The organism is Hansschlegelia beijingensis, assembly GCF_014196425.1.
Classification (GTDB): domain Bacteria; phylum Pseudomonadota; class Alphaproteobacteria; order Rhizobiales; family Methylopilaceae; genus Methylopila; species Methylopila beijingensis.
Genome location: NZ_JACIDR010000002.1, coordinates 454,237 through 467,745, shown reverse-complemented (window position 1 = coordinate 467,745; position 13,509 = coordinate 454,237). Strand labels below are relative to the sequence as shown.

The window sequence follows — 13,509 nt, the reverse complement described above, 5'->3', positions numbered from 1 at the left end:
CAGCGCCCCACGCCCGAAGACCCCACCCGACCTCGGCCTGTCGGCCGAGGCCACCCTCCCCACGGCTGCGCCGTGAGGAGGGAGAAGAGCCGGCCGCCGGCGGGACTAGGCCCGTCTGAGCCGGCGGGACTAGGCCCGTCTGAAAAGTCCGATGATCAACAGCAGCACGACCGCGCCGATGGTGGCGCCGACGATCGCTCCCAGGACGCCGTTGCCGACGAAGATGCCGAGCCGGCCGAGCAGCCAGGCGCCGATGAAGGCGCCGACGACGCCGACCGCGATGTTGCCGATGATGCCGAGGCCGTAGCCGCGGACGATCAGGCCCGCGAGCCAGCCCGCGATGCCGCCGATGATCAGGATCGCGATGATGCCGAAGCCTGCGAAAGGTTCCATGTGCGCCTCAATCTCCGCGGAGAGCGGCCTATCCCGCCTCCGCGGATGGAGATAAGGCGGCCGGCCGCGGCGGCCATGCCGCAGCGCGGCGCCCGGCTATGGTCGCATTGCGCGGGCCTCCGGGCGAAGCATATTGCCTTGCACATCGCCCCCTGACGGAGAGCAGCGCATGACCGCGTCCGCCGAGCGCAAAGACCTCTATGACCTCGGCGAGATGCCGCCGCTCGGCCATGTGCCCGCGAACATGCACGCCTGGGTGGTCCGCAAGGAGCGCCACGGCCCGCCCGAGAGCGCGAACGAGCTCGAGGTGGTGCCGACCTGGCCGCTCGGCGACGAGGACGTGCTGGTCTACGTCATGGCCGCCGGCGTCAACTACAACCACGTCTGGGCGTCGCTCGGCGAGCCGATCTCGCCGATCGACCGGCACGGCTCGCCGTTCCACATCGGCGGCTCGGACGCCTCCGGGATCGTGTGGGCGGTCGGCGGCAAGGTGAAGCGCTGGAAGGTCGGCGACGAGGTCGTCATCCACTGCAACCAGGATGACGGCGACGACGAGGAGTGCAACGGCGGCGACCCGATGTTCTCCAACTCCCAGCGGATCTGGGGCTACGAGACGCCGGACGGCTCCTTCGCGCAGTTCTGCCGGGTGCAGTCGCGCCAGCTGATGGAGCGGCCGAAGCACCTGACCTGGGAGGAGGCGGCCTGCTACACGCTGACGCTCGCCACCGCATACCGGATGCTGTTCGGGCACGCGCCGCACGCGCTGAAGCCGAACGACAACGTGCTGGTGTGGGGCGCCTCGGGCGGCCTCGGCGTGTTCGCGGTGCAGCTGATCGCGGCCTCGGGCGGCAACGCGATCGGGGTGATCTCGGACGAGTCGAAGCGCGACTACGTCATGAGCCTCGGCGCCAAGGGCGTGATCAACCGCAAGGATTTCGACTGCTGGGGCCAGATGCCCAAGGTCAACAGCCCCGAATACAATGTGTGGGTGAAGAACGCCCGCGCCTTCGGCAAGGCGATCTGGGAGATCACCGGCAAGGGCGTCGACGTCGACATGGTGTTCGAGCATCCGGGCGAGTCGACCTTCCCGGTCTCCTGCCTGGTGGTGAAGCGCGGCGGCATGGTGGTGTTCTGCGCCGGCACCACCGGCTACAACATCACCTTCGACGCCCGCTATGTCTGGATGCGGCAGAAGCGCATCCAGGGCTCGCACTTCGCCCATCTCAAGCAGGCCTCCGCGGCCAACAGGTTCGTGCTCGAGCAGCGCGTCGATCCCTGCATGTCCGAGGTGTTCGCGTTCAAGGACATCCCGGCCGCGCACACCAAGATGTGGAAGAACCAGCACGCGCCCGGCAACATGGCCGTGCTGGTGAACGCGCCGCGGGCCGGGCTGCGCACCGTAGAGGACGTGGTCGAGGCTTATCAGGCGTCGAAATCCGCGGCTGCGGCGTGATGCAGCGTTTCGTCCGCGCCAAGCTGCACGGCCTGCGGGTCACCGGGGCCGACCTGAACTACCATGGCTCGATCACGCTCGACCCGGAGATCTGCCGGCGGGCCGGCCTCGACCCGCTGGAGTTCGTGGAGATCTGGAACAAGAACTCGGGCGCGCGGATCTCGACCTATGTGCTCTACGGCGTCGCCGGCTCGCGCTGCTGCATCCTGAACGGCGCGGCGGCGCGCACCTGCCAGATCGGCGACGAGGTGATCATCGCCTCCGCCACCTATGGCGCGGTCGACGACGTGATCGCGGCGCAGCCCACGGTGCTGACCTTCCGGCCCGACAACGAGGTGGCGGAGGAGATCGCCTATCGGGTCTTCCGCAATGAGGCGGGCGAGCTCGACATGACGATCGAGAGCGACGGCGCAGTCGTGCCGATCCGCGCGCTGGTCGGCTGATGGCGGCTTGACGGTCGGCCGCCGCGACCGCACGGTCCGGCCATGGTCGCCATCAAAGCCTCCGCGGTCGACGCCTTCCTGGCGCGGCCCCAGCCTGACGTGTTCGCCGTGCTGCTCTACGGTCCCGACGCGGGGCTGGTGGCCGAGCGCGCGGAGCGTCTCGCGGTCAGGGCGCTCGAGGGTTCGGACGATCCGTTCGGGCTGATCCGGCTGGAGGGCGACGAACTCGCCTCCGATCCGGGCCGCCTCGCGGACGAAGCCCGCACCATCGCGCTGTTCGGCGGCAAGCGAGTCATACGCGTCCGCGCCGGCGGCCGCGCGATCACGGCCGCCGTCGACGGCCTCCTCAACGGTCCCGCGCCGGAATCGCTGATCATTCTGGAGGCCGGCGACCTGAAGAAGAGCGCGCCGCTGAGGGCGCTGTTCGAGAAGAGCCCGCGCGGCGCGGCCCTGCCCTGCTACCCGGACGAGGCCGCCGGGCGGGACCGCCTGATCGATGACGAGATGCGCGCCGCGGGATTGTCGATCGCCCCGGAGGCCCGCGCCCTGCTCGTCGCCCACCTCGCGGGCGACCGGATGGCGGCGCGCGAAGAGGTCCGGAAGCTCTGCCTCTATGCGATGGACCAGGGACGCATCGAGCCGGACGACGTCGCCGCCGTCATCGCCGACGCCGGCGATGTCGGAATGGACCAGGCGGTGGACGCGGCCTTCACGGGCAGGACGGCCGAGACCGCGGCGCTGCTGCGCTCGCTCAAGATCGGCGGCACGCCCGCCTCCGTGGTGGTCGGCGCGGCGCTGCGGCACGCCCTGTCGCTTCACCGCATGCGCGGCGACGTCGACGGCGGGCGCACCGCCCGCTCGGTGGTCGAGGGCGCAGGCGGGGCGATCCACTTCCGCCGCAAGGAGGCGGTGGAGCGCGCGCTGTCACGCTGGACCTCGGAGCGGCTGCTGGGCGCCGTGTCCCGGTTCGCCGACGCGGTGGCGCTGACCCGCAGACATCCGACCCTCGGCGAGGCGGCGTCGGAACGCGCCTTGCTCGCCGCCGCCGCCGAGGCAGCCCGAGCCAATCGATAACTCTCGCTGTGGTTGTGCGGCCGGCCGGGACAACCGCCTCACAGAGACTCGCTGGCGGCGATTTTGACCCCGCGCGGTGTGATCGGACCTCCGCGGCGCCGACGCCGCCAGCGGCCCCTCCAGAGGCCGATGGAGTCAAACGCCCCTTCTGCGGCCCCCGCCCCTGCCCGGAAAACCCGAAAACGACCTAACCGCGCAGGCGCCTGACGATCAGGTCGAGCTGATCGAGGCTGCGATAGCGGATTGCGATCTCGCCGCCGACGGCGCGCGCCGTCAGCGTCACATCGAGACCCAAAGCCTCGCCGAGCTCGGCCTCAAGGGCGCGGACGTCCGCGTCCTTCTCCGCGGCGCGCGGCTTCCTGGCGGAGCCCTTGACCTCCGGCGCGCGGGCCATGGCCTCCACCTCGCGCACCGACAGGCCCTTCGCCACCACCTTGGCCGCCGCAGCCTCCGGGTCCGGCAGAGCGAGCAGCGCCCGGGCGTGGCCGGCGGTGAGCGCGCCGTTCGCCAGATGCTCCTTCACCGCGTCAGGCAGCTTGAGCAGACGCAGCGTGTTGGCGATGTGGCTGCGGCTCTTTCCGATGACGCGCGCGAGGTCCTCCTGGGTGTAGGAGAACTGCCCCATCAGCTGGTCGTAACCGGCGGCCTCATCCACCGCGTTGAGATCGGCGCGCTGCACGTTTTCGACGATCGCGATCTCGAGCGCCTCGCGCTCCGTGACGTCGAGCACCACGATCGGAGCGTCGTGCACGCCCGCCCGCTGAGCGGCCCGCCATCTGCGTTCGCCGGCGATGATCTCGTAGGTCTCGCGCTCTTCCGGCACGCGGCGCACGAGGATCGGCTGGATCACGCCCTTCTCGCGGACCGAGGCCGTCAGCTCCTCAAGGTCCTCCTCGCGGAAGCTGCGGCGCGGGTTGGCCTTGCTGGGGCGGAGCTGCGCGATCGGCGCGCGGCGCTGGGGGCGAGACCGCTCCATCACCGCGGACTCGTCGCCGACGTCCCCGATCAGAGCCGCGAGCCCCCGGCCCAGCCTAGAGCGCTGAGGCTCTTCCATCTTGGTCTCCGCCATCGCCGTCTCCTCAGGCCGCCCGCAGGACGCGCTCGCGCTGGATGACCTCCGAAGCGAGCTTCAGATAGGCCTGCGACCCCATGCACTTGAAGTCGTAGAGCAGCACCGGCTTGCCATAGGACGGCGCCTCGGAGACCCGAACGTTGCGGGGGATCATGGTCTCGTAGACCTTGTCGCCCATGAAGCGGCGGACGTCCTCCACCACCTGGCTGGACAGGTTGTTGCGCGGGTCGAACATGGTCAGCACCACGCCATGGATGGCGAGCTTCGGATTGAGCGAGCCGCGCACCTGCTCGACCGTCCGGAGGAGCTGACTAAGTCCCTCCAGCGCGAAGAACTCGCACTGCAGCGGCACCACGATCGCGTTCGCGGCCGCCATGGCGTTGATCGTCAGAAGATTGAGCGAAGGCGGGCAGTCGACCAGCACATAGGTGAAGCGCGGCTCGCCTTCGGATGCGTGCAGCGCCGCGATCGCGTCCCGCAGCCGAAAGGCGCGATCCTTGGCGGAGGCGATCTCCAGCTCGACGCCAAGCAGATCCATGGTCGACGGCGCGACATGCAGCCGGGGCACCGCGGTGTCGTGGATCGCCTCGCGCAAGCCGGCGTCGCCGACCAGCACGTCGTAGGTCGACAGCTTGCGAGCCTTGCGGTCGATGCCGAGCCCGGTCGAGGCGTTGCCCTGCGGATCAAGATCGACGATCAGCACGGTCTCGCCGATCGCCGCGAGCGCCGTGCCCAGATTGATCGCCGTCGTGGTCTTCCCGACGCCGCCCTTCTGGTTGGCGAGCGTGAGCACGCGTGGCGCGCCCGGAGGAAAATTGCTGGAGAGCATGAGCGACGACTCCGGCGCGAGGTTGTGCGCCAAGCCTCTATCTAGGCCCTTCGAACCCGTCGATCCGCACGATGCAGGCTGCGGGGTCCGTGAGGCTCGGATGGAGCGAGGCTTTGAATCTCCAGGATTCCTGCGCCTGGGTCAATTCGGCTTCGGCCTCCTTCCCCTTGGGGAACAGGCCGAGCGCCCCTGTTTTCAACAGCGGCGCGGCGAGGCCCAGCAACTGGACGAGCGGCGCGAGCGCGCGTGCGCTCACGACATCGGCCGTCGTCACTGTCTGACCGAGCACGTCTTCGGCCCGTTGGGCGTGGATCACCGTGCGCGCTGAAAGCGTGCGGGCGACCTCTCGCAGGAAGGCGGCCTTTTTCAGATTGCTCTCGACAAGATGGACCTCGCTCTCAGGCCCGAGCGTGGCGGCGACCACCAGTCCGGGGAACCCGCCGCCCGAGCCCATGTCGAGCCATGTCCGAGGGGCTGACGGCCCGAGACGCAACAGCTGCAGACTGTCTGCGACGTGGCGGGTCCAGATCACCGGAAGCGTCGCAGGCGAGACCAGATTGGTCTTCGCCTGCCAGCGGTCGAGCGCCGCCACGAGGCTCTCCAGCCGCGCCCATGTTTCACGTGGAACATCGACGAGCCGTCTGGCGGCTGCGAGGTCTTCGGTTCTATCCAACGGCCTGACGCTCCCGCCGAAGGCGCGACGCCACGAGCGCCAGAGCGGCCGGGGTCATGCCCTCGATGCGCCCGGCCTGCCCAAGCGTGCGCGGCGCGACTGCCACGAGTTTCTCGCGAAGCTCAGCGGACAGCCCCGGGATGCTTCGGTAGTCGATGTCCGCCGGCAGCGCGGCCTCCTCCTCGGCCGCGCGGCGACGGATGTCAGCCTCCTGTCGGTCGAGATAGAGGGCATACCCGGCTTCGATCTCAAGCTGGGCGAGCGTGGCGTCGTCCACGCTTGCGAAGGCCGGCCACAGGCGTCGCAGATCCGCTGCGTCGAAACCCGGCAGCGAGAGCAGATCGAAGGCCGTCCGCCGGCGGCCGTCCTGGTTCACGGCGACGCCGGCGCGCTGGGCCTCGTTGGGAGTGAGGCTGAGCGAGCGTGCGAGCTTCTCCGCCGCCGCAAGCCTCTCGGCCCTGATCGTGAAGGCCTGAGCCCGGCCAGCGCCGACACAACCGAGCGCCATTCCCTTTCGCGTCAGCCGGAGATCGGCGTTGTCGGCTCGCAGCGACAGCCGGTACTCCGCGCGCGACGTGAACATCCGGTAGGGCTCGGTCACTCCGAGCGTCACCAGATCGTCCACCATCACGCCGAGATAGGCCTCGGATCGACGCAGAACGACGCCTTCCCCGTCGCCCGCCCGACGGGCCGCGTTCAGTCCGGCGAGCAACCCTTGCGCCGCCGCTTCCTCATAACCGGTCGTGCCGTTGATCTGGCCGGCCAGGAACAAACCGCGGAGCCGCTTGAGCTCGAGCGTCGGGTCCAGCTCGCGCGGATCCACATAATCATACTCGATCGCATAGCCGGGCCGGAGGATCTCCGCACGGCTCAGGCCCGGCATGGTCCGGACAAGCGCGAGCTGCGTCGCCTCGGGCAGCGAGGTCGAGATGCCGTTCGGATAGATCGTGGGGTCGTCGAGTCCCTCGGGCTCAAGAAAGACCTGGTGGCTCTCGCGGTCCGCGAAGCGGACCACCTTGTCCTCAATCGAGGGACAGTATCGCGGACCGCGGCTTTCGATGCGGCCGGAGTAGAGCGGCGAGCGACCGAGATCGGCACGAATGAGCGCGTGGGTCTCAGCCGTCGTGCGCGTGACATGACAGGCGACCTGCGGGCGATCGATCGCAGCCGTCAGGGTCGAGAACGGCTCCGGCGGGGCGTCGCCGGGCTGCGCCTCCAGCGCGGCGAAGTCGATGGTGCGGCCGTCGAGCCGGGGAGGCGTGCCGGTCTTCAGACGGCCGAGCCGCAGGCCGAGCGCCAGCAGACGATCCGACAGGCCGAGGGCCGGGGCCTCTCCGGCGCGACCGCCGGACATTGTGGTTTCCCCGATGTGGATCAGTCCCCGCAGGAACGTTCCCGTCGTGAGGACGACCGCCCCGGCCGCGATCCGACGGCCATCCTTCAGCGTCACGCCCTCGACGTGTCCGTCGCGAACGCGGAGATCGTCGACTTCGCCCTCGACCAGATCGAGGCCGGAATGTTCCGCGAGCGCGCGGCGCACCGCCGCGGCGTAGAGCGCGCGGTCCTGCTGCGCGCGCGGTCCGCGCACCGCCGCACCCTTGCTGCGGTTCAGGACGCGGAACTGGATGCCGCCTTCATCGGCGCAACGGCCCATCAGGCCGTCGAGCGCATCAATCTCGCGGACGAGATGCCCCTTGCCGAGACCGCCGATGGCCGGGTTGCACGACATGGCGCCGACGGTGGCGACGCGATGCGTCACGAGCGCGGTCGACGCGCCCATGCGCGCCGCGGCGGCGGCGGCCTCACAGCCGGCGTGGCCGCCGCCGACGACGACGACGTCATAGCGCGCCGCCGGGGCGGCAGGAGCGATCTCGGTCATGGGCGCTGCTTTAGGTTCTCCGGCCCGGGACGGCAATGTTTCACGTGAAACAGCCGCTCACTTGCCGATGCAGAAGCTTGCGAACAGCCGGTCGAGCACGTCCTCGACGCCCACCTTGCCGGTGATGCGGCCGAGTTCCCCTGCGGCCCGCCGGAGCAACTCGGCCGCCAGTTCCTCCGGGAGCGGGTGGTCAAGGCACTCGCGGAGGGCGGCGACGGCCGCGCTCAGGGCGTCCCGGTGCCGAGCGCGCGTCAGCCCGATCGCCTCGCCTGAGGCGCCCGCTCGCGCAGCTTCGGTGAGCGCAGCGATCAACTCCTCGACGCCAAGCCCGGAGCGCACCGATATCAGATGATCGGCCTCTCCCTTCTTGGCCCCGGCGAGATCCGCCTTGTTCGCCACCCGCCACAGCGCGCTTGAAGCCTCGATGGAGGGCTGGGTCGGGTCCGCTGCGTCCTCCAGCCAGATGACGAGATCGGCTGCACGGGCCTGGAGCGTGGAGCGCCGCACCCCCTCCTGTTCGGCGGCGTCGGCGGTCTCGCGCAGGCCCGCCGTGTCGGCCACGATCACCGGCACGCCCCCCAGGTCGAGATGCGTCTCGATGACGTCCCGGGTCGTGCCGGGAGCGTCCGCGACGATCGCGGCCTCGCGTCGGGCGAGCAGGTTGAGCAGGGATGACTTGCCCGCATTGGGCGGCCCGACGAGCGCCACCCGGAAGCCGTCACGCAAACGCTCGGCCCGCGTGTCCGCGAGCGCCGCCGAAAGATCCTGGGCGAGCCGGCCGATCTCCTCCTGGGCCCGCTCCCGCAACCCGGCTGGGACATCGTCCTCGTCGGAAAAGTCGATCGCGGCCTCCAGCAGCGCCATCGCGCCGATCAGGCGCTCGCGCCAGGCCTCCACGCGGGCCGAGAGTTCGCCGGAACTCTGCCTCAACGCCTGGCGGCGCTGCGCCTCCGTTTCAGCCTCGATGAGATCGGCGAGACCTTCGACCTCCGCGAGGTCCATGCGCCCTGCGAGAAAGGCGCGCCGGGTAAACTCTCCGGGCTCCGCCATCCGCACCCCGGGAACGCTGAGCGCCGCCTCGAGAGCGGCGGCCACCACAGCCCGCCCACCATGGATATGCAGTTCGGCGATATCCTCTCCGGTGGCGCTGCCGGGGCCGGGAAGCCAGAGAGCCAATCCCCTGTCGATCACCTCCCCGCCGGTCGGGCTCCGAAAGGTCCTGTAGGATGCGCGGCGAGGCGCGGGACGGGCCCCCGCGATCGCGTCGAGCGCCGGCCCCGCGCGCGACCCCGACAGCCGGACGACCGCCACCGCCGCGCGGCCGGCGGCCGTCGAGAGCGCCACGATCGTGTCGCGCGGCTCACCCGCGCTAGGTGAACCGTCGTCCCGATCACGGAAGAGCGCCGTCTCCGTCATGCCAAACCGCCTCGCCAACTCGGCAAGCCCCTATCTGCTCCAGCACGCGGAGAACCCGGTGGATTGGTGGGAATGGTCACCCGAAGCCTTTGCGGAAGCCAAGCGGCTGAACCGGCCCGTTCTTCTGTCGATCGGCTACGCGGCCTGCCACTGGTGCCATGTCATGGCGCATGAGAACTTCGAGGACGAAGCTGTCGCGGCCGTGATGAACGAGCATGTCGTCTCGATCAAGGTCGACAGGGAGGAGCGACCGGACGTCGACCAGATCTACATGGCGGCGCTCCATGCGCTCGGGCAGCAAGGCGGCTGGCCCCTGACCATGTTCCTGACGCCGGACGGCGAGCCTTTCTGGGGCGGGACCTACTTCCCCAAGACGGCGCAATATGGCCGCCCCGGCTTTCCCGATGTCGTGCGAACCGTCGCGGAGGTCTTCGCGAAGGAGCCCGAAACGGTCGCGCAGAACCGGACCGCCATCGCGGAGAGGCTGAAGCCGAAGGCGGCCCCCGCCGGCGTCGCCTTCGGGGCGACGGAGCTGGACGGCCTCGCGCGGCGGATCGCGGACGTCCTCGACCCCCAGAACGGCGGTTTCCAGGGGGCGCCGAAATTTCCGCAGCCGGGCGTGCTCGAGCTACTGCTGCGCGCGTCGCGGCGCGCCGGTCAGCCCGAGCTCGCCGCTCCCGTCGCGCTCACGCTCCGCCAGATGGCTAAGGGCGGCGTTCACGACCAGGTCGGCGGGGGCTTCGCGCGCTACTCGGTGGACGAGCGCTGGCTGGTCCCGCATTTCGAGAAGATGCTCTATGACAACGCTCAGCTCCTGCCGCTGCTCGCGGACGTCGGGAGCGCCGCCGGCGATGCGTGGATGCTGGACGCCGCCCACGGGATCATCGACTGGGCGGCGCGCGAGATGCGCGTGGAGGACGCCTTCGCGTCGAGCCTCGACGCCGACAGCGAGGGCGTCGAAGGCAGGTTCTACCTCTGGCGCCCTGAGGAGCTGGCGGAGGCGCTCGATCCCGCCGACGCGGCGTTCGCGGCCGAGAGCCTGGGAATTTCGCCATCCGGCAACTGGGAAGGCGTCTCGATCCCGAACCGCCTTCACCAGAGCGACGGAGCCCCGGTCGACGAGGAACGGCTGCGGCGCGTCAAAGACCGGATGCTGGCCTATCGCGAGGGGCGGGTCCGACCCGGCCGCGACGACAAGATCCTCGCCGACTGGAACGGGCTGATGATCGCGGCTCTCGCGGAGACGGCCTCGGCCCTGCGACGCCCGGACGCTCTGGCGCTCGCCCGCTCAGCCTTTGACGCCGTGGTCGCCCGAATGGCTCGCGAGGATCGCCTCGGACACGCGTGGCGGCAGGGCCGCCTCGTCTTTCCAGGCTTCGCGACCGACCATGGCGCAATGGCGCTGGCCGGAATGGCGCTCGCCGGCGCCACAGGGGAGCAGGCCTACCGCGACCTCGCCGCCCGCTGGATCGACGCGGCCTGGGCCAATTACCGCAATCCGAATGGTCCGGGTCTCGCCATGGACGCCGACGACGCGCCGCAGCTTGTGGTGCGCCCCGAGGCGATCGTCGACGAGGCGCTTCCGAGCGGCACGGCGCTGTTGCTGAACGCGGCGCTCCGCCTCGCGGCGTTCGACGCGGACGATGAACGGCTCGCCCGGCTCGACGGCGAACTGGCCGCCCTGATGGGCAGGATGGCGCAGAACCCGATCGGGCATGCCGGGCTGCTGAACGCGCTCGACATGCGGATGCGGCTGGCGTCGATCGTGGTCGTCGGAGACGACGAGGTCGCTGAAGCGCTTCATCAGGAAGCGCTCGCGCTTCCCTGGACGGAGCGGGTGGTGCGGCGCGCACCCACGCCCGCCGCCCTTCCGGAGCGTCATCCGGTGCGCGCGGCGCGCCTCTCCGGCTCCGCAGCCTTCGTGTGCGCCGGAGCTCGCTGTTCGGCTCCGGTCAACGAGGCCAGCCGGCTGGCGACGACGGTGGCCGAGACGGTCGGCTCCTGAACTAGCGGATATCCGCGCGACGGTCCCGGAGCATGGGGATGCGGGCCGGCTCCGGAGCATATTCGGGGTCGGCGGTCTCCGCGGAAAGCGGCGCAGGCTCCAGCGCCTGAACGGGCGGCTGTTCGGCCAGCACCGGCGCCGAGGCGCCTTCCGGATCCTGGAAGTCGACCGGCACGCCTGGCTGGACCAGACCGGCGAGTTCGCGCGCGTCCCAGTTGGTCAGCCGGACGCAGCCGTGACTGTTGGTCTTGTCGATCTTCGACGGCTCCGGCGTGCCGTGGAGTCCATAGGTGGGCTTGTCCAGACCGATCCAGGTCGCGCCGACCGGGCCGTTCGGCCCCGGCGGCAGGCGAAGCGCCTTGGTGTTGGAGCCCTGAACGAAATTGACCTTTGGCCGGTACCAGTAGTCGGGGTTCACGGCGATCGCCTTGACGGCGTGGACGCCGCTCGGCGACGGCAGATCGGAGCTGCCGATCGTGGCCGGATAGGCGACGATGAGCCGCCCCGCGGCGTCATAACCTCGCAGCTGCTTGCGGCCCTTGTCGGCGACGATGTTCGCCACCTTGGCCTTCAGCGGCTTCCCGACATTCGCGACCACGATCTCGGCGCCCGCCTCGGTGAAGCTGACCTCGGGGTTGAGGCGGCGGAGAAAAGCCTCGTCCATGTGGAAGCGCTCGGCCAGCATCTCAGCCGCATCCCTGTAGGATAGGCCCGGAAGCTCGGCCTGAAGCGCGTAGTCCTGGGGCAACTCGGGAATAAACGGGCCAGCCACGTCCTCGGGCGTGATGGTGTAGGCCACAAGCACCGGCTCGGCCGAGGTCTTTTCGAGCGCGGCCCAAAGCTCGGCGTCGAGCTGACCGTCGACCTTGTGGCCGACCATCTCCTCGAACGCCATGACGGCCTTCACGACGTTGTCGCCGAACAGCCCGTCGATAACGCCCGGCGAGGCGTTGTTGCGGTCCAGCAGAACCTGAAGCTTGATCATCCGCGGATCGGACCGCCGGCCCTTGGGGTAGGGGTCCGGCGTGAAGACGGCGTCGTTGGCGAGGGAGATCAGAAGGTCGACCGGGTAGGCGTCCGACGCCTCGCGCGCAGCCGCTGGCGCGCGCGGCGCAGGAGCGACGGCGATCGGGGGCGGAGCGAGCGGCGGCGTCGACGGCGATTGATCTCCGTCCACGGAGCCGGTGGTCTCGGGCTCGGCCAGTTGCGCCTGGCCGACGATCAGCCGCCCGATGTCGTCATCCTGCGCCGCCTGGACGCCGCCGCTCATCGCCAGAGCAGCGATAACGACCGCTACGCCTCGCACTATGTCCGTCACGTCTCGACCTCGCCTCTGCGCCGAGGCCGATGCTTGTCGAACAAGGTAAACAATCGGCGCCAAACCCGCCCAAAACGCAGAGCAGGCGCCTGATCGCGAAAGCATGTCGACAGCGCGCGGCGCGCTGCCTACTTATGACCGAACCGTTCGGTCAATAGGGCCGAGCTATCGGAATGTAGCCGCCATGCCTGTCCCTTTCGGCGATTGCGCAACCCCTCGCGCTAGGCGAGGGTCCGGGGCCAGCTCCCCATCCGGGTCGGCTGGGGCAGGATCGAACACCGACAGGACCATGCAGCCCACCCCCGCGGAAACCTCGCTGCACGCCGCGCTCGACAGCGCGAAGCGGCGTCAGATCGTCGACGGCGCCCGGCAAGTCTTCCTCGCGCAGGGGTTCGACGCGGCCAGCATGGGCGAGATCGCACGGGCCGCGGGCGTGTCCAAGGGCACCCTCTACGTCTACTTCGAGAGCAAGGAGGAGCTGTTCGCCGCTCTGGTGAAGAGCCAGTGCGCCCTGACGGCGGAGCGCCTTTTCGAGCTCGACGTCGACAATCATGACCTCCGCGATGTGTTGACCCGTCTGGGCCTCAGCTTCGTCAACGCGATGATCGAGCCGAGGCACGTCGCGACCATCCGGATGGTGATCGGTTCCGCCGACCGGAAGCCCGAGATCGGCCGGCTGTTCGTCGAGGCGGGCCCGCGGGCTGGCGTGCGGCGGCTTTCCAAGTGGATCGAGGCCAAGATCGCGCAAGGCGAACTCGACTGCCGGGACCCGGAACTCGCCGCCTGGCAGTTCCTGACGATGTGCCATACGGCGGTGACGATGCCGGTCCTGGTCGGCGGCGAGGCGCCGCCGCCGCAGGAGCGGATCGCCTATGTGGTCGATTCCGCGGTCGAGACGTTTCTCCGGGCCTTCACGCCACCCGCATCCTGAGTCGCGCGGTCGATTTGCAAGCC

At 69.9% G+C, this 13,509-nt stretch carries 12 protein-coding genes; 5 read left to right on the top strand and 7 right to left on the bottom strand.

What is annotated here, in order from left to right:
- Nucleotides 1–129 precede the first annotated feature (129 nt).
- Nucleotides 130–393: a GlsB/YeaQ/YmgE family stress response membrane protein gene (locus GGR24_RS08735; protein WP_183394951.1), complete on the bottom strand. Its 264-nt coding sequence runs from the start codon at nt 391–393 to the stop codon at nt 130–132.
- Between the two features lie 169 nt (nt 394–562).
- On the opposite strand from GGR24_RS08735, the gene ccrA reads away from it, so the two are divergent.
- From ccrA to holA, 3 genes are read left to right on the top strand one after another with little or no spacing between them, the layout of a single operon-like run.
- On the top strand, nt 563–1,846 hold the full coding sequence (gene ccrA / locus GGR24_RS08730; RefSeq protein ID WP_183394950.1) for a crotonyl-CoA carboxylase/reductase: 1,284 nt from the start codon (nt 563–565) through the stop codon (nt 1,844–1,846).
- Nucleotides 1,846–2,289 carry an aspartate 1-decarboxylase gene (locus tag GGR24_RS08725; RefSeq protein WP_183394949.1) on the top strand — a complete coding sequence of 148 codons (444 nt, stop codon included), beginning with the start codon at nt 1,846–1,848 and terminating at the stop codon, nt 2,287–2,289. Before ccrA ends, GGR24_RS08725 begins: the two co-directional genes overlap by 1 nt.
- Before the next feature lie 42 nt (nt 2,290–2,331).
- Nucleotides 2,332–3,363 carry a DNA polymerase III subunit delta gene (holA, locus tag GGR24_RS08720; RefSeq protein WP_183394948.1) on the top strand — a complete coding sequence of 344 codons (1,032 nt, stop codon included), beginning with the start codon at nt 2,332–2,334 and terminating at the stop codon, nt 3,361–3,363.
- Between the two features lie 187 nt (nt 3,364–3,550).
- On the opposite strand, the gene GGR24_RS08715 is transcribed toward holA, so the two are convergent.
- From GGR24_RS08715 to mnmE, 5 genes are read right to left on the bottom strand one after another with little or no spacing between them, the layout of a single operon-like run.
- Entirely contained in the window at nt 3,551–4,432 is an 882-nt protein-coding gene (locus GGR24_RS08715; RefSeq protein WP_246398177.1) for a ParB/RepB/Spo0J family partition protein, read from the bottom strand.
- Nucleotides 4,433–4,442: 10 nt separating this feature from the next.
- Nucleotides 4,443–5,264 carry a ParA family protein gene (locus GGR24_RS08710; RefSeq protein ID WP_183394947.1) on the bottom strand — a complete coding sequence of 274 codons (822 nt, stop codon included), beginning with the start codon at nt 5,262–5,264 and terminating at the stop codon, nt 4,443–4,445.
- A gap of 37 nt (nt 5,265–5,301) precedes the next feature.
- The gene (rsmG, locus tag GGR24_RS08705) at nt 5,302–5,937 is read right to left on the bottom strand and encodes a 16S rRNA (guanine(527)-N(7))-methyltransferase RsmG (RefSeq protein WP_183394946.1); all 636 of its coding nucleotides are present in this window, start codon (nt 5,935–5,937) and stop codon (nt 5,302–5,304) included.
- Nucleotides 5,930–7,816: a tRNA uridine-5-carboxymethylaminomethyl(34) synthesis enzyme MnmG gene (gene mnmG / locus GGR24_RS08700; RefSeq protein ID WP_183394945.1), complete on the bottom strand. Its 1,887-nt coding sequence runs from the start codon at nt 7,814–7,816 to the stop codon at nt 5,930–5,932. Before mnmG ends, rsmG begins: the two co-directional genes overlap by 8 nt.
- Before the next feature lie 57 nt (nt 7,817–7,873).
- Complete coding sequence (gene mnmE, locus GGR24_RS08695) at nt 7,874–9,232, bottom strand: tRNA uridine-5-carboxymethylaminomethyl(34) synthesis GTPase MnmE (protein WP_183394944.1); 1,359 nt, start codon at nt 9,230–9,232, stop codon at nt 7,874–7,876.
- Between mnmE and GGR24_RS08690 the strand changes: the two genes are divergently transcribed.
- The gene (locus GGR24_RS08690) at nt 9,231–11,237 is read left to right on the top strand and encodes a thioredoxin domain-containing protein (protein WP_183394943.1); all 2,007 of its coding nucleotides are present in this window, start codon (nt 9,231–9,233) and stop codon (nt 11,235–11,237) included. The genes mnmE and GGR24_RS08690 overlap by 2 nt on opposite strands.
- 1 nt (nt 11,238) lies before the next feature.
- On the opposite strand, the gene GGR24_RS08685 is transcribed toward GGR24_RS08690, so the two are convergent.
- Nucleotides 11,239–12,555: a L,D-transpeptidase family protein gene (locus GGR24_RS08685; protein WP_343066224.1), complete on the bottom strand. Its 1,317-nt coding sequence runs from the start codon at nt 12,553–12,555 to the stop codon at nt 11,239–11,241.
- Nucleotides 12,556–12,844: 289 nt separating this feature from the next.
- Here GGR24_RS08685 and GGR24_RS08680 point away from each other — a divergent pair, with 289 nt between their 5' ends.
- Complete coding sequence (locus tag GGR24_RS08680) at nt 12,845–13,486, top strand: TetR/AcrR family transcriptional regulator (RefSeq protein ID WP_183394941.1); 642 nt, start codon at nt 12,845–12,847, stop codon at nt 13,484–13,486.
- Nucleotides 13,487–13,509: the final 23 nt, after the last annotated feature.

Bases quoted from the DNA above. Each gene is read 5' to 3' on its own strand.
- GGR24_RS08735 (WP_183394951.1), bottom strand. From the start codon at position 393: ATGGAACCTTTCGCAGGCTTCGGCATCATCGCGATCCTGATCATCGGC.
- ccrA (WP_183394950.1), top strand. From the start codon at position 563: ATGACCGCGTCCGCCGAGCGCAAAGACCTCTATGACCTCGGCGAGATG.
- GGR24_RS08725 (WP_183394949.1), top strand. From the start codon at position 1,846: ATGCAGCGTTTCGTCCGCGCCAAGCTGCACGGCCTGCGGGTCACCGGG.
- holA (WP_183394948.1), top strand. From the start codon at position 2,332: ATGGTCGCCATCAAAGCCTCCGCGGTCGACGCCTTCCTGGCGCGGCCC.
- GGR24_RS08715 (WP_246398177.1), bottom strand. From the start codon at position 4,432: ATGGCGGAGACCAAGATGGAAGAGCCTCAGCGCTCTAGGCTGGGCCGG.
- GGR24_RS08710 (WP_183394947.1), bottom strand. From the start codon at position 5,264: ATGCTCTCCAGCAATTTTCCTCCGGGCGCGCCACGCGTGCTCACGCTC.
- mnmG (WP_183394945.1), bottom strand. From the start codon at position 7,816: ATGACCGAGATCGCTCCTGCCGCCCCGGCGGCGCGCTATGACGTCGTC.
- GGR24_RS08690 (WP_183394943.1), top strand. From the start codon at position 9,231: ATGCCAAACCGCCTCGCCAACTCGGCAAGCCCCTATCTGCTCCAGCAC.
- mnmE (WP_183394944.1), bottom strand. From the start codon at position 9,232: ATGACGGAGACGGCGCTCTTCCGTGATCGGGACGACGGTTCACCTAGC.
- GGR24_RS08680 (WP_183394941.1), top strand. From the start codon at position 12,845: ATGCAGCCCACCCCCGCGGAAACCTCGCTGCACGCCGCGCTCGACAGC.